The sequence below is a fragment of the Streptomyces sp. NPDC051582 genome (genome assembly GCF_040681715.1).
Classification (GTDB): domain Bacteria; phylum Actinomycetota; class Actinomycetes; order Streptomycetales; family Streptomycetaceae; genus Streptomyces.
Genome location: NZ_JBFAZJ010000026.1, coordinates 1 through 21,856, shown reverse-complemented (window position 1 = coordinate 21,856; position 21,856 = coordinate 1). Strand labels below are relative to the sequence as shown.

Genomic DNA, 21,856 nt, shown 5'->3' with positions numbered 1-21,856 from the left:
CGCGACCCGGGTCGCTTCGGCCCGGGTCGCGGTGAAAGGCGCGGTCCCGGCCGGTCGCCCGGTCTCAGCCGGCCGCGCCCACCAGCTCCTCCACCGCGTCGAAGCGGATCCGATCGCCCGGTATCCCGATCCGCTTGAGCTCGCTCACGCCGCTGCGGATCATCGCGGGCGGCCCCGAGACGAACGCGTCGTACGAGCTCCACGGCCCGTGCTCACCGACCGCGTGGGGCAGCTGGCCCGCGAGCCCCTCGCCGACGACCGGGCGCACCGACAGCCAAGGGTGAGAGCGCTGCAAGCCCAGCAGGGTGTCCTTGTCGTACAGGTCGCCGTCGCTGCGCGCCCCGAAGAACACCTCCACCGGGCGGCGCTCACCGTGCTCCGCCACGTCCTCGATCAGCGCCTTGATCGGGGCGATGCCCGTTCCGCCGCCCAGGCACAGCATCCCGTTGTCGGTGCTGTGGTCCACCACCATCGACCCGGCCGGCGGCCCGAGCCGCAGCACGTCGCCGGGCCTGGCATGGCGTACCAGCGCGTTGGAGACCCAGCCCGCAGGAACGGCCTTGACGTGGAAGGACAGCAGCCCGTCGGCGCGAGGCGCCGAGGCGAACGAGTAGTGCCGCCACACCCGCGGCCACCACGGGGTCTCCAAGCTCGTGTACTGGCCCGCGACGAAGGCGTACGGCTGGTCGGGGCGGACCGTCAGCACCGCGATGTCCGGGGTGCGCAGATCATGCGAGACCACCTCCGCGTGCCACCACGCGGGGCTCTCCACCTCGTCCGCCGCCGCCGCGTCGATCATCGTCTGGGACATCGTGGTGTAGGCCCGAACCCATGCGGCCTGCGTCTCCGGCCCCCAGGTCTGCTGTGCGTACCGGGACAGCGCACCGATGAGGGCCTCGCCCACCACCGGATAGTGCCCGGCCATCGTCCCGTACTTGCGGTGCCCGGCACCCAGTCTGCGCAGGTACGGGACGAGCACCTCCGGATCGTCGATGTGCTCGGCCGCGGTCAGCAGGGCCTTCAGCAGCCGATCGCGCTGCGCGTCCATGGCGGCCGGGAACATGCCCCGCACCTCGGGATGCCCGGTGAACACCAAGGCGTAGAAGTAGGAGGTCACCCTGTCGGCGATCGGTGCGATCTCCTCAAGGGTCCGACGGATGAGCACCGCGTCCGGGGAGGGCTCGACCGCACCGCCCCCGGACGGTATCCGGGCCGTCCGTCTGGCCGATCTGGTGGGCGGAGCGTCCATGCGATGCCTCGCTTCGAACATCTCGGTCGGTAAGCACGCCACGGCCTTCGAATCCGTGGTTCCGGGCCTCAGAGCCTGCCAGCCGCCCCAACTACTCGCGGGAAAACCCGGAAAGTCCGCGTTTCGAACCCGCTTCCCTCTTAAGATGCTTGGACTTCCGTGCGCGCCGCGCCGACCAGCCGATACGCCTCTCGCAGATCCCGGCCCTCGTAGACGTAGGTCGCCCGCTCCGCCAGGTACGGCCGGGCGTTGACCGCCACCGACACCGAAACGGCCTCGAAGAGCATCGAGTCGGTCGGCGAATCCCCGTACGCGATGCAATCGGCCCGGCGCAGCCCGAACTGCGCGCAGAGGCGGTCCGCCACCATGACCTTGCCCTCGGGTGTCAGGATCCCGGCCGCGTCCACGGGCCGGGTGAAGGGCACCGCCGGGAAAACCGAACCGTGAGCGGCATGCGCGCCCCATTCCAGCAGCAGTTCCACGAAGAACGAGGGCGACAACGAGATCACTGCGCAGTAGTCCCCGCGTTCCCTGATCTCCTGCCACACCTCACGGATCCCGGTCAGCCACGGAGCTCCGTCGAACGCCGCCCGGACGTGTGCGGGCGTCAACTCCGCCCACAGCGCGTGGGCCGCCACCGAAAACTCGTGCGGCCCCATCTGCTGTGCACCGAAGGCCCGCTCCAGCTCGGCGATCTCCGCGCTCAGACCGAGCTGCCGGGAGATCTCGACCGGCGCCGCCGAGCCGTACATCAGCGTCCCGTCGAGATCGAAAAGGTGCAGGAGGGTCATGGCACACGAGGCTAGCCCCGTTCATGTTTCACGTGAAACATCGTCCGGTCGATGTTTCACGTGAAACATCGATCCCAAATCCCCTGGACGCCCCCCGGCTGATGATCCAGTCTGGGCCAGTGACACCACACCTCAGCGACCTGCCGATCCGCGCACTGACCGTGGATGATCTCCGCAGCTGTGCCGACCTCTCCGAAGACCGCGGGTGGCCGCGCGAGGACCACAAGTGGGGGCTGCTTCTCGCCGCTGGCAGCGGCTACGGCATCGACGCGCCCGATGGACAGGGACTCGCCGCAGCCTGCGTCGTCACCTCGTACGGGCACACCCCCTCCGGTCCGGAGCTGGCCGCCATCGGGATGGTCCTCGTCGCCGAGCGCTTCGCCCGCCAGGGCCTGGGCCGCCGCCTCATGGCGTACGTCTGCGACGACGTCCTCAAGGGGATCCCCCTCACCCTCCACGCCACTCCCTATGGCCGCCCCCTCTACGAGGAGCTCGGTTTCGACACCACGGGCCGCGCGGAGATGCTCCGCGGCTCCTTCCGCGGGGAGCCTGCGGAAAGGGCTCCCGAGCCGGGCTCCGCGACGGTCCGGCCGGCGAGCGGCGAGGACATCCCGCGGATCGTCCGCCTGGACACCGAGGTCTTCGGCACCGACCGGACGCACATGATCACGCGACTTCCCGCTTTCGCGGACCTGCTGCTGGTAGCCGAGGACGCCCGGGGTGAACTCGTCGGCTACGCCGCGATCTGGCCCAACATGGAGACCCATGTGATCGGGCCGCTGATCGCGCGGGACACGGCCGGCGCCCAGATGCTCGTCACCGCGCTCGCCGCCGCCACCGACCGGCCGCTGCGGACCGACATCGACGTACGCCACGAGGAGCTCCTCGACTGGCTCAAGGGCCGCGGCCTCGACTCCGTGGCGTTCAACGCCGTCATGACCCGTGACATCCCGGGCCTCCCCGGCGACTGGACCCGTCGCTGGGCCCCGCTCACCGTGGCAGCGGGCTGAGTGCAGCGGGTCGAGAAAGGAACACCGCCATGAGCAAATTTGACGGGCCCGCGATCCGGCCGGCCGCCGAGGAGGACCTGCCCGCCATCGTCGCGATGCTGGCGGACGACCCGCTCGGCGCCGCCCGCGAATCGCCCGACGACCTCACCCCGTACGTCGCGGCGTTCAAGCGCCTGGCGGAAGACCCCCACCAGCACGTGGTCGTCGCGGTCCGCGAGGGCCGCGTGGTGGGCACCCTGCAGCTCACCGTCGTCCCCGGGCTGTCCCGCAAGGGAGCCACCCGCTCGATCATCGAAGGCGTCCGGGTCCACGCCGACGAGCGCGGCAGCGGTCTGGGTACCCGGTTCATCCAATGGGCCATCGAGCAGTCCCGCCGTGAGAACTGCCAACTCGTGCAGCTCACCTCGGACGTGACCCGCACCGACGCCCACCGCTTCTACGAGCGGCTCGGGTTCACCGCGTCCCACGTCGGATTCAAACTCTCCCTCTGATCGCCGCCTCCACAGGCCGGGCCGGCGTCGGCGGTCCGGCCTACGATCGGGAGGATGAGCCCCAGCCTCCCTCTCGTCACCACCGCCGAGCGCCGCGACCGGCTCGGACGCAGACACCGCCTGGCTCCCTCGGCGCATGCCGCCACCGTCGCCGAAGCCGCGGACGCCGTCGTCGCCCTGCACGCCACCGACGCCGCCACCCTGTTCCTCTCGGCCCGCGCCCGGCTCGCGAAGGGCGGCCCCGCAGTGGTCGAACACGCCCTCTACGAGGACGTCTCCCTCGTACGACTGCTCAGCATGCGCAGAACCCTCTTCGCAGTCTCCCGGGAACTCGCCCCGTACGTGGACTCCTCCACCGCACGGGGCATCGCCGTCAAGGAGCGCACCACCCTGCTCAAGCACTTCGACGAGGACGGCCAGGGCCTCGACGCCGACTGGCTGGCCGCGGCCGAAGTCGCCGCGCTCGATGCCCTCGACACCCTCGGACCGTCCACCGGAAGCCAGCTCTCCGCAGCCGTGCCCGCCCTGCGACAGAAGATCACCGTCGGCCGCGGCAAGAAGTACGAGGCCGAGACCGGTGTCGCCACCCGGGTGATCCGGCTCCTGGCCGCCGACGGCCGGATCCGCCGTGACCGGCCGCGCGGATCGTGGACCTCCAGCCAGTTCCGCTGGGTGCACACCGAGCCCTGGCCCGTCGTATCGCCGGCCGAGGCGCGCACCGAGATCGTCCGCCGCTGGCTGCACGCCTACGGACCGGCAACGGAGGCGGACCTCAAATGGTGGACGGGCTGGACCCTCACCGACGTCCGCAAGGCCCTCGCCGTCGTCGGGCCCGACGAGGTCCGCCTCGACGACGGCAGAACCGCCTTGGTCGGCCCCGGCGACACCGCGCCCGAACCCGCACCGGAAACCTGGGCCGCGCTGCTGCCCGGCCTGGACCCCAGTGGCATGGGCTGGGCCGACCGGGGTTTCCACCTCGATCCCGCCCACCGGCCCGCGCTCTTCGACTACGCCGGCAACATCGGTCCCACGGTCTGGTGGAACGGTGAGATCGTCGGCGGCTGGGCCCAGCGTACGGACGGCGAGATCGTCTGGCGGCTGCTCGCCGACCGCGGGCGCGCCACCGAGGAGGGCGTCGCCGCCGAGGCGGCCCGCCTCGCCCGATGGGTGGGCGAGGCCCGGATCACCCCGCGCTTCCGCACCCCGCTGGAGCGCGAACTCGTCGCCTGATCCGGCTGGTTGCCCTCGGGTTGCTGCTCCGGAGACGACCTACCCGATACCCCGCCAGCCCTGCGGATCCACCCCGCCGGGCACCGGGGCCTGTGGGTCGTACGGCTCCCTCGTGAACACGAACGAACCCAGGTCGAGGTGGCTCACCGAACCGTCCTCGCGCCGGACCGCACGGAGGGTCTCCCCCGCGTAGTAGCCGGAAAGTCCGGTCCAATCGCCGTCGGGCGCCAACCGGAACCTGGCCGCCCGGCCCGTCCCACCCACCGGCGCGAGCTCCAGCAGCCCGTCCGCCTTCAGCCGCAGCACCTGCGGGGACGTTCCCCAGTACCACGGTCCGCACAGCTCCAGGGCGACCGGATCGGCCTCCCGGAACGGCCGCCACGGCTGCGGGAACCGCGGCTCCGCGTCCGCGACGATCCCCACCAGATCCGCGGCCACCGTCGCGGCCGGCAGCCCCGACGTGCAGTTCGCCAACACCACGGCCGCCACGTCGTCCGCCTCGCACAGCCACAGGCCCGCGACGAATCCCGGCAGCGAACCGCTGTGGCCCGCGAGCCTTCGACCGCCGGCGTCCGTCAGCTGCATGCCGAGCCCGTAGCCGAGCTCGGCGACACCGGGCTCCGGCGGCGCAGCCGCCGTCCGCATCTCCCGTACCGACGCCGCGCTCAGCACCCGATCGTCACCACGGGCGAGGAACACGGCGAACCGCGCCAAGTCACGTGTCGTGGACCAAAGTTGTCCGGCCGCGGCCATCAGCCCCAGGTCCTCCGGGGGCTCGGGCATCATCACGTCGGCCCAAGGGTGCACCGCCCAGCCGCCCGCATGCGGAGCATGCGGCCCCGCCGTCGTACGGTCCAGCCCCAGCGGCTCCAGCACCTCGGCCCGGAGCACCTGCGACCACGGCTTCCCGCGCACGGCCTCCACGAGCGAACCCAGCAGCGTGTAGCCGGGGTTGGAGTAGTGATGACGCCGGCCGGGCCGGAAGCGGAAGGGCTCCTCGCCCAGTACGTCCGCGAGCTCGGGCCGCAGCTCCGCGGGCGAACGCTCCCACCACTGGCCCGGCGTCTCGGCCGCCAACCCGCCGGTGTGGGACAGCAACTGGGCGAGGGTCACCCCTCCGGCGCCCGTTCCCGGCAGATGCTTCTCCAGCGGGTCCTCAAGGCTCAGCAGCCCCTCGTCCCGCAGTCGCATCACCAGAACCGCGGTGAAGGTCTTGGTGATCGACCCGATCCTGTACTGCACGTTCCCGTCGGGACCGTGCCCGTCGACGGAGGTACGGGAGCCCTCCCAGACCACCTCGCCGCCACGGGCCACGGCCGCCACCACCGACGGCGCCCGGCCCTCGCTCTGCGCGACGGCGATCCGGTGCCTCAGGGCGCGCCGGGTGGCGGGGAGCAGCTCCAGGTCTTCAGATACGGCATCCATGATCGGATGCTACGTGTTGGCCATGTCCACGAACCGCGAATAGTGGCCCTGGAAGGCGACCGTGATCGTCGCCGTGGGGCCGTTACGGTGCTTCGCCACGATCAGGTCCGCCTCGCCTGCGCGGGGCGACTCCTTCTCGTACGCGTCCTCGCGGTGCAGCAGGATGACCATGTCGGCGTCCTGCTCGATCGAACCCGACTCACGCAGGTCGGAGACCATCGGCTTCTTGTCGGTGCGCTGCTCGGGACCACGGTTCAGCTGGGACAGCGCGATCACCGGCACCTCCAGCTCCTTGGCCAGCAGCTTGAGGTTTCGGGACATGTCAGAGACCTCTTGCTGGCGGCTCTCGGGACGGCGCGAGCCGCCCGACTGCATCAGCTGGAGGTAGTCGATGACGACGAGCGAGAGGTCGTTGCGCTGCTTGAGGCGCCGGCACTTCGCCCGGATCTCCATCATCGACAGGTTCGGGGAGTCGTCGATGTAGAGCGGGGCGGCCGAGACGTCGGGCATCCGGCGGGCCAGCCGGGTCCAGTCGTCGTCCGTCATGGTGCCGGAGCGCATGTGGTGCAGGGCGACCCGGGCCTCCGCCGACAGGAGGCGCATCGCGATCTCGTTGCGACCCATTTCGAGGGAGAAGATCACGCTGGGCAGGTTGCTCTTGATGGAGCAGGCGCGGGCGAAGTCGAGCGCGAGGGTGGACTTGCCCATGGCGGGACGGGCCGCGATGACGATCATCTGGCCGGGGTGCAGGCCGTTGGTCAGCGAGTCGAGGTCCGTGAAACCGGTCGGGACGCCCGACATCTGGCCGCTGCGGGAGCCGATGGCCTCGATCTCGTCGAGCGCGCCCTCCATGATGTCGCCCAGCGGCAGGTAGTCCTCGGACGTCCGCTGCTCGGTGACTGCGTAGATCTCGGCCTGGGCGCTGTTGACGATCTCGTCGACGTCGCCGTCCGCCGCGTATCCCATCTGCGTGATCTTCGTACCGGCGGCGACCAGGCGGCGCAGGACCGCCCGCTCGTGGACGATCTCCGCGTAGTACTCGGCGTTCGCCGCGGTCGGCACCGACTGGACGAGCGTGTGCAGGTACGAAGCCCCGCCGACCTTGCTGATCTCGCCGCGGCGGGTCAGCTCGGCGCCGACGGTGATCGGGTCGGCCGGCTCACCCTTGGCGTACAGGTCGAGGATCGCCTGGTAGATCGTCTCGTGCGAGGGCCGGTAGAAATCGTGGCCCTTGATGACCTCGACCACGTCCGCGATGGCGTCCTTGGACAGGAGCATGCCGCCGAGCACCGACTGCTCGGCGTCGAGGTCCTGCGGCGGGACGCGCTCGAAGCCGCCGCCACCGCCGTCCCAGGAGCCGCCCTCGCGGCCCCGCTCGTGCTGGTCGTCCCCGCGGCCCCGGCTGTCGCTGTTGCGGCGCGAACGGGCGGGCAGACGGTCACCGGGACCGCTGTCGGCCCAGGGGTCGTCCATGGGCTCGGGCATACTCACCGGGCCGCCTCCTCCCGTCCGCAAAGCGGACCTTGCCGTGCCACTCTTTCTACGACACGGCTCTGACATGTGGGGCACCCGGATCCGCCGTCGGCGAGTCGGGCAACGCACAACGGTAGGGCCGACGGCGACGTCAGCCAATCTTGTTATCCACAGGCTGTGTGGATGAGATGTGGATGACCGACCCAATGCTGTGGGTAACTCGCCGGAAGCTGTGCACGGACCGGGGGACGGCGCTGTGGACAAAATCACCTGCCCTACCCAATTACCCACCCTGACCTGCAATTTCTTCCTCCACGGGCTGTGGGGGAGAAATTTCTTGGTCCCAGTTTCGAGATGGCCTCCAACGGGGTGTCGAGAACGTGTGAACCAACTCGCAGGTAAGGATCCAAAGACCATTGCATCCATTACCTGTGGAAGATTAGATTGAGCGCATGACACAGGCCCTCGCCCCGCTGAAGCCTGCCCCCAGACGGCACGACCGCGAGATACTCGCCCTCGCCGTCCCGGCATTCGGCGCACTCGTCGCCGAACCCCTGTTCGTCATGGCCGACAGCGCCATCGTGGGGCACCTCGGCACTCCGCAGCTGGCCGGCCTCGGCATAGCCGCGGCCCTGCTCACCACCGCCGTCAGCGTCTTCGTCTTCCTCGCCTACGCCACCACCGCGGCCGTGTCCCGGCGGGTCGGCGCGGGCGACCTCCGCGCCGCCATCCGACAGGGCATGGACGGCATCTGGCTCGCCCTCCTCATCGGCGCCGCCGTGGTCGCCGTCCTGCTGCCGGCAGCGCCCTGGCTGGTCTCCCTCTTCGGGGCCTCCGACACGGTCGCCCCGTACGCGATCACCTATCTGCGGATCTCCGCCCTGGGCATCCCGGCCATGCTGATGGTGCTCGCCGCCACCGGCGTCATCCGCGGCCTCCAGGACACCCGTACACCGCTCTACGTCGCCATCGGAGGGTTCGCCCTCAACGCGGGCCTGAACGGCGCCCTCGTCTACGGAGCGGGCTTCGGCATCGCCGGTTCCGCCTGGGGCACGGTGATCGCCCAGTGCGCCATGGCCGGCGCCTACCTCTTCGTCGTCGTCCGCGGGGCCCGCCGGCACGGGGCCTCCCTGCGACCCGACCCCGCGGGCATCCGGGCCTGCGCCCAGGCCGGTGTACCGCTGCTGGTACGCACACTGTCCCTGCGCGCCGTCCTGATGATCGCCACCGCCGTGGCGGCACGGCTCGGCGATGCGGACATCGCAGCCCACCAGATACTGCTCTCCTTGTGGAGCCTGCTCGCCTTCGCCCTCGACGCCATCGCCATCGCCGGGCAGGCCATCATCGGCCGCTACCTGGGCGCCGGCGACACCGAAGGGGCCAAGGCGGTCTGCCGCCGGATGGTGCAGTGGGGGATCGTCTCCGGAATCGTCCTCGGCGCACTGGTGGTGGCCGCCCGCCCACTGTTCATCCCGCTCTTCACCGGCGACCCGGTGGTCGAGGACGCTCTGCTGCCGGCCCTGCTGGTCGTGGCCGTCTCCCAGCCCGTATGCGGCATCGTCTTCGTGCTCGACGGGGTGCTGATGGGCGCGGGTGACGGCCGCTACCTGGCCTGGGCCATGCTCCTGACGCTCGCCGTGTTCACCCCGGCCGCCCTGCTCGTCCCGGCCCTCGGCGGTGGTCTGACCGCGCTCTGGTGGGCCATGACGCTGATGATGCTGATCCGGATGGCCACCCTCCAGCTGCGCGCCCGCTCCGGCCGCTGGCTGGTCGCGGGGGCGACCCGCTGATCCATTGCTCCTGAGCCGATGTTTCACGTGAAACATCGGACGGGCCGTCGCGCGTTTCACGTGAAACATCGACCGGCGGACCCCGGGAACGACGAAGGGCCGCACCCCACAGGGGTGCGGCCCTTCGCTCGCAGCACTTAGGCGGCGACGACCTCGACGCCCACGTTCGCAGCGACCTCGGGGTGCAGACGCACCGAGACCTGGTACGAACCGAGGGTCTTGATCGGGGCAGCCAGCTCGACGCGGCGCTTGTCGACCTTCGGACCACCGGAAGCCTCGATCGCCGTGGCGATGTCGGCCGGGGTCACGGAGCCGAAGAGACGGCCGGCGTCACCCGAGCGGGTGGCCAGACGGACCTTCGTGCCCTCAAGCTTGGCCTTGAACTCGTTGGCCTGCTCGATGGTCGCGATCTCGTGGATCTTGCGGGCGCGGCGGATCTGCGCCACGTCCTTCTCGCCACCCTTGGTCCAGCGGATCGCGAAACCACGCGGGACCAGGTAGTTGCGAGCGTAACCGTCCTTGACGTCGACGACATCGCCGGCGGCACCGAGGCCAGAGACCTCGTGGGTCAGGATGATCTTCATTATTCGGTCACCCTTTCCTTATCGCGCGGTGGACGTGTAGGGCAGCAGTGCCATCTCACGGCTGTTCTTCACGGCCGTGGCGACGTCACGCTGGTGCTGCGTGCAGTTGCCGGTGACGCGGCGGGCACGGATCTTGCCACGGTCGGAAATGAACTTCCGCAGCATGTTCGTGTCCTTGTAGTCCACGTACGCGGTCTTGTCCTTGCAGAAAGCGCAGACCTTCTTCTTAGGCTTGCGCACAGGCGGCTTCGCCATTGTGTCTCTCCTGTGAAATCAAGAAGTGGGGGTGCGAGCTGCCCTAGAAGGGCGGCTCGTCCGAGTAGCCACCGCCGGAGCCGCCGGAGCTTCCGCCCCAGCCGCCACCGCCGCCGCCCTGCTGCTGGCCACTGGCCGGCGCGCTGGACGCCCACGGGTCGTCGGAGGGAGCTCCGCCGCCCTGAGGGGCGCTGCCACCAGGGGCTCCGCCCCAGTTGCCACCGCCGCCGCCCTGCTGCTGGCCGCCGCCGCCGTATCCGCCCTGGCCACCGCGACCGGTGGTCTTGGCGACCTTGGCCGTGGCGTTCTTCAGGCTGGGGCCGACTTCCTCGACGTCCAGCTCGTAGACCGTGCGCTTGACACCCTCACGGTCCTCGTACGACCGCTGCTTCAGCCGGCCCTGCACGATGACGCGCATGCCTCGCTGAAGGGACTCAGCGACGTTCTCGGCCGCCTGCCGCCACACCGAGCAGGTCAGGAACAGGCTCTCGCCGTCCTTCCACTCGTTGGTCTGACGGTCGAAGGTGCGGGGAGTGGACGCGACACGGAACTTCGCGACCGCCGCACCCGAGGGGGTGAAGCGCAGCTCGGGGTCGTCGACGAGATTGCCGACGACCGTGATGACGGTCTCGCCTGCCATGGATGAACCTCTCGGCGGGGATTGCTGCTGGGCTGCTGTGCTACTCGGTCCCGATTACCGCTGAACCGAAGTTCAGTGGGTCTCGGGGCGAAGGACCTTGGTCCGGAGAACCGACTCGTTCAGGTTCATCTGTCGGTCAAGCTCCTTGACGACCGCAGGCTCGGCCTGAAGGTCGATGACCGAGTAGATGCCCTCGGGCTTCTTCTTGATCTCGTAAGCGAGACGACGACGGCCCCAGGTGTCGACCTTCTCGACCTTTCCGTTGCCCTCACGGACGACGGAGAGGAAGTTCTCGATCAACGGGGAGACAGCGCGCTCCTCAAGATCGGGGTCGAGGATGACCATCACTTCGTAGTGACGCATGTGGAACCCACCTCCTTTGGACTCAGCGGCCACGGTCGTTCCGTGGCAGGAGGGTCGTGATGCGTGCGCACGGCGTCTGTGAGCAGACACCGCGCAGCTGTACAGACTACCTGCTCGACTCCTTCCGGTTGAAATCCGGCAGGAAGAGGCCACACTCTGTATTCATCGGGTGTGCTCGGTGCTATGCCCCCGGCCCCTGCCGGAGGCGCCCGTGCACCGCTCTGCTTCAGCCAGGAGGTGCCTTCCGATGGCACAGGCCATGCAACCCAAGTCCTCCATCTCGCTCCTCGCGACCGACGGCAAGCCCCATCCGCTCCAGGACACCCTCATGGTGGCCACGGTGGTGCTCGGCATCGTGGCGTTCATCACGGGGTTCTTCGACAATCTGCACCTGCTGAGCTCGTGGACCGGGCTCGTCGGCATCCTCACCGGCGCGTACGGACAGTTCATCTCTGAGACGACACGCGAGCGCTTCGCACTGATCATCGGGCTTGGCGCCGCGGCCGTGGGCTTCTACCTCGGCATGGCGCACGGCGGTCTCTTCGGCGGCTGGGCGGGCTGACCGGGGGCACCTCGGCGACAGGGCGCCGGTCACTCACCGGCCCGGGCCCGGCCCGTCCCCCAGATGGGTGGCGCCCTTGTCGCAGTAGGCTTCGCGCCATAGCCAGCGAAGCCGCCGGAGGAGACGCCCCGCATGAGCCTGTCCCTGAGGACCATCAGCCGAGAGCAGCATCTGGGGTACCTCCAGAGCCTGCCCTCGGCTAGCCACTGCCAGGTCCCGGCGTGGGCCGACGTGAAGAACGAGTGGCGCTCCGAGAACCTCGGTTGGTTCGACCAGAACAACGAACTGGTCGGTGCCGCACTCGTGTTGTACCGGCAGCTGCCCAAGGTGAAGCGGTACCTCGCGTACCTTCCCGAGGGCCCGGTCATCAACTGGTACGCCCCGAACCTGGAGGAGTGGCTCCAGCCGATGCTGGCCCACCTCAAGCAGCAGGGCGCCTTCACCGTGAAGATGGGCCCGCCCGTCGTCATCCGCCGCTGGAACTCGGCCGCCATCAAGGCCGGCATCCAGGACCCGGACGTGAAGCGCCTGCGCGACGTGGAGGCCTCGGTCATCGAGCCCCGCGCCTTCGAGGTGTCGGACAAGCTGCGCCGCATGGGCTGGCAGCAGGCGGAGGACGGCGGCGCCGGCTTCGGTGACGTCCAGCCCCGCTACGTCTTCCAGGTACCGCTGGCCAACCGCTCGCTGGACGACGTCCTCAAGGGCTTCAACCAGCTGTGGCGCCGCAACATCAAGAAGGCCGAGAAGGCCGGTGTCGAGGTCGTCCAGGGCGGCTACGAGGACCTGCCGGTCTGGCAGGAGCTGTACGAGGTCACGGCCGAGCGCGACAAGTTCCGCCCGCGCCCGCTCAGCTACTTCCAGCGCCAGTGGACGGCCCTCAACTCCGAGGACCCGAACCGGATGCGGCTGTACATCGCGAAGCACGAGGGGGAGCCGCTGGCCGCGGCCACGATGCTCACCGTCGGCCAGCACGTCTGGTACTCGTACGGCGCATCGGCGAACCACAAGCGCGAGGTCCGGCCCTCGAACGCCATGCAGTGGCGCATGCTCCGTGACTCGTACGCGCTCGGTGCGAGCGTCTACGACCTGCGCGGCATCAGTGACACGCTGGACGAGAACGACCACCTGTTCGGCCTGATCCAGTTCAAGGTCGGCACCGGCGGCGAGGCCGTCGAGTACGTCGGCGAGTGGGACTTCCCGCTCAACAAGGTGCTGCACAAGGCGCTCGACATCTACATGTCGCGCCGCTGACCCGCTGCCGCACCCCACACACACCGCACCGCTGCACAGGCAGCTTTTTCGAGAGAGGCTCCGGACGGGCATGGCGCTCACGCTCTACGTCGACACCGCGCGCTGGCGTGCGCACCAGAAGCAGATCCAGGACCGGTTCCCCGGGATGATCCCGGTCTGCAAGGGCAACGGCTACGGCTTCGGCCACGAGCGCCTGTGCGAGGAGGCGACCCGCCTGGGCGCCGACGTACTGGCCGTCGGGACCACGTACGAGGCCGCCAGCATCAAGGACTTCTTCGGCGGCGACCTGCTCGTCCTCACCCCGTTCCGGCGGGGCGAGGAGCCGGTGCCGCTGCCGGACCGGGTGATCCGCTCGGTGTCCTCGCTGGACGGGGTCCGCGGCCTGGTGGGCGCCCGTGTGGTCATCGAGTGCATGAGCTCGATGCGCCGCCACGGCATCTCCGAGCAGGATCTGGGCCAGCTGCACACGGCGATCGAGGACGTACGGCTGGAGGGCTTCGCCCTGCACCTGCCGCTGGACCGCCCGGACGGATCGGACGCCGTCGAAGAGGTCATCGGCTGGATGGACCGGCTGCGCGCGGCCCGGCTGCCGCTGCACACGATGTTCGTCAGCCACCTGCGGGCCGAGGAGCTGGCCCGGCTCCAGCAGCAGTTCCCGCAGACCCGCTTCCGGGCGCGGATCGGCACCCGGCTGTGGCTGGGCGACCACGAGGCGACCGAGTACCGCGGCGCCGTCCTGGACGTCACGCGCGTCGCCAAGGGCGACCGGTTCGGCTACCGGCAGCAGAAGGCCGCCTCGGACGGCTGGCTGGTCGTGGTCGCGGGCGGCACCTCGCACGGGGTGGGTCTGGAGGCCCCCAAGGCCCTGCACGGCGTGATGCCGCGCGCCAAGGGCGTCGCCCGGGCCGGTCTGGCGACCGTGAACCGCAACCTGTCGCCGTTCGTGTGGGCGGGCAAGCAGCGCTGGTTCGCGGAGCCCCCGCACATGCAGGTGTCGATCCTGTTCGTGCCGTCGGACGCCCCCGAGCCGAAGGTCGGCGACGAGCTGGTGGCGCACCTGCGCCACACCACCACGCAGTTCGACCGGGTGCTCGACGCCTGACCGGTCAGTCCCGGGGCGCCGTGCCCCACTCCACCCGCTGTCCCTCCGAGGGCGCCGCATCCTGCGGCGCCCTCGCGGCGTCCGACAGCACGAACACGTCCTCGGCCCCGTCCAGGACGCCGCCGGACGGGTCGTCCGATCCGTCGCGGCGTACGACGTCCCGCTCGGGCAGCAGGATGTCGCGGACGACGACGGCGCACAGGTAGAGGGTCGTCAGCAGGTGGGCGGCGATCGCCAGCTGGTAGCCCTCCGTGGGCAGGCCCTGGTGCTTGTCCCCGCTGGTCGTGTAGGCGAGGTACAGCCAGATCCCGAAGAAGTAGACGACCTCGCCGGCCTGCCAGATCAGGAAGTCCCGCCAGCGCGGGCGGGCCAGCGCCGCGAGCGGGATGAGCCACAGCACGTACTGCGGCGAGTAGACCTTGTTGGCCAGGATGAACGCGGCCACGACCAGGAAGGCCAGCTGCGCGAACCGGGGGCGGCGGGGGGCGGTAAGCGTCAGCACGCCGATGCCCGCGCACAGCAGCAGCGTGAGGCCCGTCGCGTAGGTGTTGGCGTCGTCCAGGGGGTTCCCGGAGCGCTGGGAGATCAGCAGCCATACGGAGCCGAAGTCGATCGGGCGTTCCTGGCTGAACGTGTAGAACTTCTTCCAGCCGTCCCAGGCATAGATCATGACGGGCAGGTTCACCACGAGCCACGAGACGGCCGCGCCGAGGAGGGCGGAGCCGAACGCCCGCCACTTCCCGGCCCGCCAGCACAGCACGAACAGCACGCCGAGCAGCAGGACGGGGTAGAGCTTGGCGGCGGTGGCCAGGCCGATGAAGACGCCGAAGAGCAGGGTCCGGCCGCGGGACCACATGAGCATCCCGACGGCGGTCAGGGCGATGGCCAGCAGGTCCCAGTTGATCGTCGCGGTGAGCGCGAAGGCGGGCGCGAGGGCGAAGAGCAGCGCGTCCCACGGCCGGCGGCGGTGGGTGCGCACGACGCACACGGCGATGACGGCGGTGCAGGCCATCAGCATCCCGGCGTTGACCATCCAGTACATCTGCTCGCGGTGCTGCACGGAGCCGCCGCCGGGGGTCAGCCAGGACGCGACCTCCATGAAGAGGCCGGTGAGGACCGGGTACTCCAGGTACTCCATGTCGCCAGGGAGCCGGTCGAAGTAGGGCGTGAGCCCGTCGGCGAAGCCGCGTACGGAGAACAGGTGCGGGATGTCGGAGTAGCAGGCGTGCGTGTACTGGGAGCCGGCTCCCCGGAACCACGCCCAGTCGTAGCAGGGCAGCTTCTGCACCATGCCCAGCGCGAACATTCCCAGGGCCACGAGGGCCACGACCCGGACCGGGGTCAGCCAGTGGCCGCCCAGCCGGGCGTAGCGGCCCATCGGACCGCCGAGGAACTCACTGCCGGCCGCGGCGACCTCGTCCTGCTGGGTGGGCAGTACGGGCCGGTCCTCGTGCACCTTCGTCATGCGCTCATCCTGCCGTACGGGGCCGGGCACGGGGGAGGGCCGCCGCACGGTGTGCGACGGCCCTCGTCGGAGCGGGGGGAGAGGGCTCAGCCCGAGGTGCCCATCGAGGTTCCCCAGCTGGTCCCGCCCGGGCGGCCCGGTCTGCCCGACGGGGTCCCCGACGGTGATCCGCTGGGTCCCCCGGTTCCGCCACCGGGGCCCCCGTTGGTGTTGCCGCTGTTCGTGCCGCCGTTGGTGTCCGGGATGCAGTACAGCTCCCACGGCTTGCAGGTCGGCTTGCCGCCCTTCGACGGGCTCGGGGAGACCGGCGGGGAGGAGCTCGCCGAGGGCGAGGGCATCGACGGGGACGGCGACGGGGAGAAGGAGGGGCTCGGCGAAGGGGCACCGGAGGCGTCCGCGGTGACGCCGATCTTCTCGGCCTCCGGGAACTCCTTGACCGGGACGCCCTTGAGGGCTTCCTTCATGTACTCGGTCCAGATCGCGGCCGGGATGTCACCACCGTGGATGGAGTCGACACCGCCGACGCCGTTCATGGAGATGAGCTTCTTGTCCTTCGAGTTCGGATCCGTGCGGAACAGGGCGACCGAGGTGGACAGCTCCGGGGTGTAGCCGACGAACCAGGCCGACTTGTTCTGGTCCGTGGTTCCGGTCTTGCCGGCGGCGGGCCGGGTGAAGCCGAGCTTGCGGACCTTGGTGCCGGTGCCGTTGTCGACGACGTTCTCCAGCACCTTGGTGACGTTGTCGGCGATGGAGTCGTCCATCGCCCGCTGCTCCTTGGGGGCCCCGAAACCGGGCAGCTCCTTGCCGTCCTTTTCGACGCTGGTCACCGAGAAGGGATCGCGGTGGGTGCCGGAGGCGGCGAAGGTCGCGTACGAGTCGGCCATGCGGATGGCGCTCGGAGTCGAGGTGCCGAGGGCGAACGAGGCGTCGTCGTTCGGGTTCATCGAGTCCTTGAGGATGCCCGTGGACTGGGCCATCTCACGGACCTTGCTGTGGCCGACGTCGAAGACGAGCTGTGCGAACGGCACGTTGATGGACTTCTCCATCGCCTCGTTGAGGGTCACGTACCCGTAGGGGTAGGTGCTCTCGTTCTTCTGCTTGAACGGCTTGCCCGCAGCGTCCCGCAGCGGCTTGCCGTCACGGTTGTTGATCACGGTCAGGTCGTTGGCGTTGTACTTGCTGTCGGCCGAGATGCCATCACCGTGCGAGTTCTGGGTGCCGTACCGCATCGCCGCCGCCAGCACGTACGGCTTCCAGGTCGAACCGACCGGGACGCCGAGCGTGTCGGCGTTGTTGCTGAAGTACTTCTTGTCCATGCCCGGACCGCCGTACAGGGCCACGATCGCCCCGGTCTTCACGTCCACGGAGGCGGCGCCGAACTGGACGAAGGTGTCGTACTCGGGCCGGGCCTTCTCGTCGAGGAAGTCGTTGCGGGTGTCCTCGACGGCCTTGACCAGGGCGTCCACCCTGGGCTTCTGGAAGGTGGTCTTGATCTGGTAGCCACCGCGGGCCATCTCTTCGGCCGTGAGGCCCGTGACCTTCATCACGTACTTCTTGGCCGTGTCGACCAGGTAGCCGGTCTGTCCGGACAGGCTGCGGGCCTGCTCGGAGTCGACGATCTTCGGGAACTCCGCGAACTGGTCCCGCTCGGCCTTCTGCATGCGGCCCACCGCGACCTCGCGGTCCAGGACCCAGGCCCAGCGCTCCTTGGCCCGCTCGGTGTTCTTCTCGGGGGTGGCCGCCGTGCCGACGCCGCCGTCCGGGTTGTAGAGGTTGGGGCCCTTGAGAACGGAGGCCAGGAAGGCGCTCTCCGAGGGGGTGAGGTCCTTGCAGTCCTTGCCGAAGTAGGCCCGCGCGGCCGCCTGGATGCCGTAGGCGTCCCGGCCGTAGTAGGCGGTGTTCAGGTAGCCGGCGAGGATCGTGTCCTTCTCCTCGGACACGCCCAGCTTTATCGAGATGAAGAGCTCGGTGACCTTCCGCTTCAGCGTCTGGTCGGAGTCCAGGTACGTGTTCTTCACGTACTGCTGGGTGATGGTCGAGCCGCCCTGGGTGGAGCCGCCCTTGGCCATGTTCCACACGGCGCGGGCGATGCCCATCGGGTCGACGCCCTTGTCCGTCTCGAAGGACTCGTTCTCCGCGGCGATCACGGCGTTCTGCATCGACTTGGGGATCTTGTCGATGGGCACGATCTGGCGGTTCATCGAACCGCCGGTGGCCACCATCTGGGTGCCGTCGGCCCAGAAGAAGACGTTGTTCTGGGCCTGGGCAGCCTTGTTCGGGTCGGGCGTGTTCACCGACGCGATGCCGATGCCCGCCCCCGCCGTGATGACGGCGAAGAAGCCGAGCGCCGTACCGCAGACCAGCTTCCAGGACGGTACGAACCGCTGCCAGCCGTCCTTGTCGGACCGCGGGTAGTTGATCAGCCTCTTGTCCGGGCGGCCGGCGCCGGCCCCCGCGGCGCCGCGGCCGCGCCCCGAGGATCCACGGGGGGCGGCTCGGCGCGCGCCGGCACGGCCGCCCTGGCCGGGCGGCTCTGCGTACGGTCCGCTGGGCGACGCGGTGGGGACGTCGCGTGCGGGCCCTGCGCCCCGGCCGGGGCGCTGCTGGGCGGCCCGACGGGCCGCGGCACGTCCGCCTCCCTCGGGCTGCGGCGGTTTGCGGCGGTGCTCGCTCATCGAACGACTACTCCTCGGGCAGGCGAGTGGCCTGGAAGCGGCAGGTGAATTCCGGTTCCCCCGTTGTCATGGCCCACAGACTACGCACGCTCAAAACCCGAACAGTGCCGAAGTTCACCCCAAATCAGGCAACTCGCTTGGTACGAATTAGTGATGTGACGCCGGTCACCACCCCACCCCTTGTCGCCGAGGGCGCCCCGTTCTATCGTCTGGATGTATCGAGCCGATACATCAGCTCGGTATAAAACTCAGGGGCGAAGGAGAGGCAGGCGGATGAGCAGGCGCTCAGGCATCCTCGAATTCGCCGTCCTCGGCCTGCTTCGCGAATCCCCCATGCACGGGTACGAGCTCCGCAAGCGGCTCAACACCTCGCTGGGGGTGTTCCGGGCGTTCAGCTACGGCACGCTCTATCCCTGCCTCAAGACGTTGGTCGCCAACGGCTGGTTGATCGAAGAACCGGGCAACGCCCCGGAAGACGCTCTCGCCACTTCACTCGCAGGGCGCCGCGCCAAGATCGTCTACCGGTTGACGGCGGCGGGTAAGGAGCACTTCGAGGAGCTCCTGTCCCACACGGGCCCCGATGCCTGGGAGGACGAGTCCTTCGCCGCGCGCTTCGCCTTCTTCGGTCAGACCGAGCGGGAAGTGCGCATGCGGGTCCTGGAGGGCCGCCGCAGCCGGCTGGAGGAGCGCCTGGAGAAGATGCGCGCCTCGCTCGCCCGTACGCGGGAGCGGCTCGACGACTACACGCTTGAGCTGCAGCGGCACGGCATGGAATCCGTGGAGCGCGAAGTGCGCTGGCTGAACGAGCTCATCGAGAGCGAGCGGGCGGGACGGGATCGGAGACGACCCGGTCCGCCCGACGAAACTGCAAAGTGAGGTCTGCATCTCGCAGGCCTCGTCCAAGAACGAACAGGGAGCAACCGGAATGGGTTCGGTTCGCGTAGCCATCGTCGGCGTGGGCAACTGCGCCGCCTCGCTGGTGCAGGGCGTCGAGTACTACAAGGACGCCGACCCGGCGGCCAAGGTCCCCGGTCTGATGCACGTCCAGTTCGGCGACTACCACGTGGGTGACGTCGAGTTCGTCGCCGCGTTCGACGTCGACGCGAAGAAGGTCGGCCTCGACCTCTCGGACGCCATCGGCGCCAGCGAGAACAACACCATCAAGATCTGCGACGTCCCCAACGCGGGCGTGACCGTGCAGCGCGGCCACACCCTGGACGGCCTGGGCAAGTACTACCGCATGACGATCGAGGAGTCCGCCGAGACCCCGGTCGACGTGGTCCAGGTCCTCAAGGACCGCGAGGTCGACGTTCTGGTCTGCTACCTGCCCGTCGGTTCCGAGGACGCGGCGAAGTTCTACGCCCAGTGCGCCATCGACGCCAAGGTCGCCTTCGTCAACGCCCTCCCGGTCTTCATCGCCGGCACCAAGGAGTGGGCCGACAAGTTCACCGAGGCCGGTGTCCCGATCGTCGGCGACGACATCAAGTCGCAGGTCGGCGCCACCATCACGCACCGCGTGATGGCGAAGCTGTTCGAAGACCGCGGTGTCCGTCTTGAGCGCACCATGCAGCTCAACGTCGGCGGCAACATGGACTTCAAGAACATGCTGGAGCGCGACCGCCTGGAGTCGAAGAAGATCTCCAAGACGCAGGCCGTCACCTCGCAGATCCCCGACCGTGAGCTCGGCGAGAAGAACGTCCACATCGGCCCGTCCGACTACGTGGCGTGGCTCGACGACCGCAAGTGGGCCTACGTCCGCCTCGAAGGCCGCGCCTTCGGCGACGTCCCGCTGAACCTTGAGTACAAGCTTGAGGTGTGGGACTCCCCGAACTCCGCCGGTGTCATCATCGACGCCCTGCGCGCCGCGAAGATCGCCAAGGACCGCGGCATCGGTGGCCCGATCCTGTCGGCTTCGAGCTACTTCATGAAGTCCCCGCCGGTGCAGTACTTCGACGACGTGGCCCTGGCCAACGTCGAGAAGTTCATCAAGGGCGAGGTCGAGCGCTAAGTCGGATCCCACGGGTCTTCGGACACCTGGTCTTCGACTGTTCTTCCGCGGAGGGTCCCCGGGCAATGTGCCCGGGGACCCTCCGCGTATGTGACCCTTGCCCTCATGCCCGTCGTACGTGATCTGCGCGTACTCCTGCGCCTGAGGGACTTCCGCAACCTGCTCGCCGTACGGCTGCTCTCCCAGGCCGCCGACGGCGTGTACCAGGTGGCGCTCGCCACGTACGTGGTGTTCTCCCCCGAGAAGCAGACCTCTCCCGCGGCCATCGCCTCGGCCATGGCGGTCCTGCTGCTGCCCTACTCGGTGATCGGCCCCTTCGCCGGAGTGCTGCTCGACCGTTGGCGACGGCGCCAGGTCTTCCTCTACGGCAACCTGCTGCGGGCCGTCCTCGCCTGCGTCACCGCCGTGCTGATCGTCGTGCACGTCCCCGACTGGCTCTTCTACGCCTCGGCCCTGTCGGTCACCGCCGTCAACCGCTTCGTCCTGGCCGGGCTCGCCGCGTCCCTGCCCCGGGTCGTCGCCTCCGGCCAACTGGTCACGGCCAACTCGCTCTCGCCCACGGCCGGGACGCTCGCGGCGGTCGCCGGCGGAGGGCTGGCCTTCCTCGTCCGGCTGCTGGTCTCCGACTCGAACACGCTGGTCGTGCTGCTCGGCGCCGGGCTCTACCTGTGCGCGGCCCTGGTCTCGCTGCGCCTGGCCGTGGGACTGCTCGGCCCGGACCATCCCACCGGAGCGGTCCACCCCTCGGTCGCCCAGGGGATAGCCCTGACCGTCCGGGGCATGGCCGCAGGGCTGCGGCACCTGGCCTCGCGGCGCGAGGCGGCCCAGACGCTGACCGCCATGACCCTGATGCGCTTCTGCTACGGGGCCCTGTTCGTGACGCTGCTCATGCTCTGCCGGTACGCCTGGTCGGACAGCGAGTCCGCCGGCCTCGCCCTGCTGGGCATCGCGGTCGGAGTCTCCGGGGCGGGGTTCTTCGCCGCCGCCGTGATCACCCCCTGGCTGGTGGGCCGGCTGGGAACCCGCGGCTGGATCACGGCCTGCTCCGGCGGCGCGGCCGTCCTGGTGCCCCCGCTCGGCCTGTTCTTCGCACCGGGACCGATGCTGGTCGCGGCCTTCCTGCTGGGCCTCGCCACCCAGGGCGCCAAAATCTCCACCGACACGGCCATCCAGTCCCATGTGGACGACGACTTCCGCGGCCGGGTGTTCTCCGTCTACGACGTGCTCTTCAACATCGCGTTCGTGAGTGCGGCCGCCGTGGCCGCCCTGATGCTCCCGCCGGACGGGCGTTCCGTCACGCTGATCCTGAGCGTGGCCGTCCTCTACGCGGTGACCGCGCTCTACCTGAAGCGGCAGGGACCCCGCTCCTGCGGCGTCTGACACGTCGGCGGGGGGGGTGGTTTTGGTTTTAAATTAAGCACCCCGCCCCCAGGGGGTGGAGGTGCGCGCCCCCCCAAGAGTTTTGGGGGGGGCCCGCGGGCGCCCGGCCCGC

At 69.5% G+C, this 21,856-nt stretch carries 20 protein-coding genes; 10 read left to right on the top strand and 10 right to left on the bottom strand.

Annotation, left to right across the window (positions count from 1 at the left end):
- Positions 1 to 64 precede the first annotated feature (64 nt).
- Both AB0M92_RS28665 and AB0M92_RS28660 read right to left on the bottom strand, forming a co-directional pair.
- Entirely contained in the window at positions 65 to 1,396 is a 1,332-nt protein-coding gene (locus AB0M92_RS28665) for a globin domain-containing protein (RefSeq protein WP_366105302.1), read from the bottom strand.
- Positions 1,390 to 2,040 (bottom strand): haloacid dehalogenase-like hydrolase, encoded by a 651-nt coding sequence (locus AB0M92_RS28660; protein WP_366105196.1) that lies wholly within the window; start codon positions 2,038 to 2,040, stop codon positions 1,390 to 1,392. Before AB0M92_RS28660 ends, AB0M92_RS28665 begins: the two co-directional genes overlap by 7 nt.
- Positions 2,041 to 2,159: 119 nt before the next feature.
- Here AB0M92_RS28660 and AB0M92_RS28655 point away from each other — a divergent pair, with 119 nt between their 5' ends.
- The 3 genes from AB0M92_RS28655 to AB0M92_RS28645 are packed head-to-tail and all read left to right on the top strand — an operon-like array spanning position 2,160 to position 4,771.
- Positions 2,160 to 3,050: a GNAT family N-acetyltransferase gene (locus AB0M92_RS28655; RefSeq protein ID WP_366105195.1), complete on the top strand. Its 891-nt coding sequence runs from the start codon at positions 2,160 to 2,162 to the stop codon at positions 3,048 to 3,050.
- Between the two features lie 29 nt (positions 3,051 to 3,079).
- The gene (locus AB0M92_RS28650) at positions 3,080 to 3,541 is read left to right on the top strand and encodes a GNAT family N-acetyltransferase (RefSeq protein WP_366105194.1); all 462 of its coding nucleotides are present in this window, start codon (positions 3,080 to 3,082) and stop codon (positions 3,539 to 3,541) included.
- 54 nt (positions 3,542 to 3,595) lie between these two features.
- On the top strand, positions 3,596 to 4,771 hold the full coding sequence (locus tag AB0M92_RS28645; protein ID WP_366105193.1) for a winged helix DNA-binding domain-containing protein: 1,176 nt from the start codon (positions 3,596 to 3,598) through the stop codon (positions 4,769 to 4,771).
- A 39-nt stretch (positions 4,772 to 4,810) separates the two neighbouring features.
- On the opposite strand, the gene AB0M92_RS28640 is transcribed toward AB0M92_RS28645, so the two are convergent.
- Complete coding sequence (locus AB0M92_RS28640) at positions 4,811 to 6,196, bottom strand: serine hydrolase domain-containing protein (RefSeq protein WP_366105192.1); 1,386 nt, start codon at positions 6,194 to 6,196, stop codon at positions 4,811 to 4,813.
- A gap of 9 nt (positions 6,197 to 6,205) precedes the next feature.
- Positions 6,206 to 7,669: a replicative DNA helicase gene (gene dnaB, locus AB0M92_RS28635; protein ID WP_366105301.1), complete on the bottom strand. Its 1,464-nt coding sequence runs from the start codon at positions 7,667 to 7,669 to the stop codon at positions 6,206 to 6,208.
- A 452-nt stretch (positions 7,670 to 8,121) separates the two neighbouring features.
- On the opposite strand from dnaB, the gene AB0M92_RS28630 reads away from it, so the two are divergent.
- Positions 8,122 to 9,459 carry an MATE family efflux transporter gene (locus tag AB0M92_RS28630; protein ID WP_366105191.1) on the top strand — a complete coding sequence of 446 codons (1,338 nt, stop codon included), beginning with the start codon at positions 8,122 to 8,124 and terminating at the stop codon, positions 9,457 to 9,459.
- A 137-nt stretch (positions 9,460 to 9,596) separates the two neighbouring features.
- On the opposite strand, the gene rplI is transcribed toward AB0M92_RS28630, so the two are convergent.
- The 4 genes from rplI to rpsF form a co-directional block, all read right to left on the bottom strand.
- The gene (gene rplI / locus AB0M92_RS28625; protein WP_048476047.1) at positions 9,597 to 10,043 is read right to left on the bottom strand and encodes a 50S ribosomal protein L9; all 447 of its coding nucleotides are present in this window, start codon (positions 10,041 to 10,043) and stop codon (positions 9,597 to 9,599) included.
- A gap of 18 nt (positions 10,044 to 10,061) precedes the next feature.
- Positions 10,062 to 10,298, bottom strand: a complete 237-nt coding sequence (gene rpsR, locus AB0M92_RS28620; RefSeq protein ID WP_005315025.1) for a 30S ribosomal protein S18 — start codon at positions 10,296 to 10,298, stop codon at positions 10,062 to 10,064.
- 43 nt (positions 10,299 to 10,341) lie between these two features.
- Positions 10,342 to 10,938 carry a single-stranded DNA-binding protein gene (locus tag AB0M92_RS28615; RefSeq protein ID WP_366105190.1) on the bottom strand — a complete coding sequence of 199 codons (597 nt, stop codon included), beginning with the start codon at positions 10,936 to 10,938 and terminating at the stop codon, positions 10,342 to 10,344.
- A gap of 72 nt (positions 10,939 to 11,010) precedes the next feature.
- Positions 11,011 to 11,301: a 30S ribosomal protein S6 gene (gene rpsF, locus AB0M92_RS28610; RefSeq protein ID WP_004950685.1), complete on the bottom strand. Its 291-nt coding sequence runs from the start codon at positions 11,299 to 11,301 to the stop codon at positions 11,011 to 11,013.
- A gap of 247 nt (positions 11,302 to 11,548) precedes the next feature.
- Between rpsF and AB0M92_RS28605 the strand changes: the two genes are divergently transcribed.
- From AB0M92_RS28605 to AB0M92_RS28595, 3 genes are all read left to right on the top strand, one after another.
- Positions 11,549 to 11,863 (top strand): hypothetical protein, encoded by a 315-nt coding sequence (locus tag AB0M92_RS28605; protein WP_366105189.1) that lies wholly within the window; start codon positions 11,549 to 11,551, stop codon positions 11,861 to 11,863.
- Between the two features lie 132 nt (positions 11,864 to 11,995).
- Positions 11,996 to 13,114, top strand: a complete 1,119-nt coding sequence (locus AB0M92_RS28600) for a peptidoglycan bridge formation glycyltransferase FemA/FemB family protein (RefSeq protein WP_366105188.1) — start codon at positions 11,996 to 11,998, stop codon at positions 13,112 to 13,114.
- Positions 13,115 to 13,184: 70 nt separating this feature from the next.
- Complete coding sequence (locus tag AB0M92_RS28595) at positions 13,185 to 14,216, top strand: alanine racemase (protein WP_366105187.1); 1,032 nt, start codon at positions 13,185 to 13,187, stop codon at positions 14,214 to 14,216.
- 4 nt (positions 14,217 to 14,220) lie between these two features.
- Here AB0M92_RS28595 and AB0M92_RS28590 read toward each other — a convergent pair whose 3' ends face one another.
- Positions 14,221 to 15,681: a glycosyltransferase 87 family protein gene (locus AB0M92_RS28590; RefSeq protein WP_366105186.1), complete on the bottom strand. Its 1,461-nt coding sequence runs from the start codon at positions 15,679 to 15,681 to the stop codon at positions 14,221 to 14,223.
- Between the two features lie 86 nt (positions 15,682 to 15,767).
- Positions 15,768 to 18,356, bottom strand: a complete 2,589-nt coding sequence (locus AB0M92_RS28585; protein WP_366105185.1) for a transglycosylase domain-containing protein — start codon at positions 18,354 to 18,356, stop codon at positions 15,768 to 15,770.
- A gap of 273 nt (positions 18,357 to 18,629) precedes the next feature.
- Between AB0M92_RS28585 and AB0M92_RS28580 the strand changes: the two genes are divergently transcribed.
- The 3 genes from AB0M92_RS28580 (at position 18,630) to AB0M92_RS28570 (ending at position 21,744) form a co-directional block, all read left to right on the top strand.
- Positions 18,630 to 19,232: a PadR family transcriptional regulator gene (locus AB0M92_RS28580; protein ID WP_030857740.1), complete on the top strand. Its 603-nt coding sequence runs from the start codon at positions 18,630 to 18,632 to the stop codon at positions 19,230 to 19,232.
- A gap of 49 nt (positions 19,233 to 19,281) precedes the next feature.
- Positions 19,282 to 20,364: an inositol-3-phosphate synthase gene (locus tag AB0M92_RS28575; protein WP_366105184.1), complete on the top strand. Its 1,083-nt coding sequence runs from the start codon at positions 19,282 to 19,284 to the stop codon at positions 20,362 to 20,364.
- A gap of 105 nt (positions 20,365 to 20,469) precedes the next feature.
- Positions 20,470 to 21,744, top strand: coding sequence for an MFS transporter (locus AB0M92_RS28570; protein ID WP_366105183.1), 1,275 nt, complete (start codon positions 20,470 to 20,472; stop codon positions 21,742 to 21,744).
- Positions 21,745 to 21,856 lie beyond the last annotated feature (112 nt).

Excerpts from the sequence above, each read along its gene's own strand:
- AB0M92_RS28660 (WP_366105196.1), bottom strand. The coding sequence starts at position 2,040 with ATGACCCTCCTGCACCTTTTCGATCTCGACGGGACGCTGATGTACGGC.
- AB0M92_RS28650 (WP_366105194.1), top strand. The coding sequence starts at position 3,080 with ATGAGCAAATTTGACGGGCCCGCGATCCGGCCGGCCGCCGAGGAGGAC.
- AB0M92_RS28645 (WP_366105193.1), top strand. The coding sequence starts at position 3,596 with ATGAGCCCCAGCCTCCCTCTCGTCACCACCGCCGAGCGCCGCGACCGG.
- AB0M92_RS28640 (WP_366105192.1), bottom strand. The coding sequence starts at position 6,196 with ATGGATGCCGTATCTGAAGACCTGGAGCTGCTCCCCGCCACCCGGCGC.
- dnaB (WP_366105301.1), bottom strand. The coding sequence starts at position 7,669 with ATGGACGACCCCTGGGCCGACAGCGGTCCCGGTGACCGTCTGCCCGCC.
- AB0M92_RS28630 (WP_366105191.1), top strand. The coding sequence starts at position 8,122 with ATGACACAGGCCCTCGCCCCGCTGAAGCCTGCCCCCAGACGGCACGAC.
- rplI (WP_048476047.1), bottom strand. The coding sequence starts at position 10,043 with ATGAAGATCATCCTGACCCACGAGGTCTCTGGCCTCGGTGCCGCCGGC.
- rpsR (WP_005315025.1), bottom strand. The coding sequence starts at position 10,298 with ATGGCGAAGCCGCCTGTGCGCAAGCCTAAGAAGAAGGTCTGCGCTTTC.
- AB0M92_RS28615 (WP_366105190.1), bottom strand. The coding sequence starts at position 10,938 with ATGGCAGGCGAGACCGTCATCACGGTCGTCGGCAATCTCGTCGACGAC.
- rpsF (WP_004950685.1), bottom strand. The coding sequence starts at position 11,301 with ATGCGTCACTACGAAGTGATGGTCATCCTCGACCCCGATCTTGAGGAG.
- AB0M92_RS28605 (WP_366105189.1), top strand. The coding sequence starts at position 11,549 with ATGGCACAGGCCATGCAACCCAAGTCCTCCATCTCGCTCCTCGCGACC.
- AB0M92_RS28600 (WP_366105188.1), top strand. The coding sequence starts at position 11,996 with ATGAGCCTGTCCCTGAGGACCATCAGCCGAGAGCAGCATCTGGGGTAC.
- AB0M92_RS28595 (WP_366105187.1), top strand. The coding sequence starts at position 13,185 with ATGGCGCTCACGCTCTACGTCGACACCGCGCGCTGGCGTGCGCACCAG.
- AB0M92_RS28590 (WP_366105186.1), bottom strand. The coding sequence starts at position 15,681 with ATGACGAAGGTGCACGAGGACCGGCCCGTACTGCCCACCCAGCAGGAC.
- AB0M92_RS28585 (WP_366105185.1), bottom strand. The coding sequence starts at position 18,356 with ATGAGCGAGCACCGCCGCAAACCGCCGCAGCCCGAGGGAGGCGGACGT.
- AB0M92_RS28580 (WP_030857740.1), top strand. The coding sequence starts at position 18,630 with ATGAGCAGGCGCTCAGGCATCCTCGAATTCGCCGTCCTCGGCCTGCTT.
- AB0M92_RS28575 (WP_366105184.1), top strand. The coding sequence starts at position 19,282 with ATGGGTTCGGTTCGCGTAGCCATCGTCGGCGTGGGCAACTGCGCCGCC.
- AB0M92_RS28570 (WP_366105183.1), top strand. The coding sequence starts at position 20,470 with ATGCCCGTCGTACGTGATCTGCGCGTACTCCTGCGCCTGAGGGACTTC.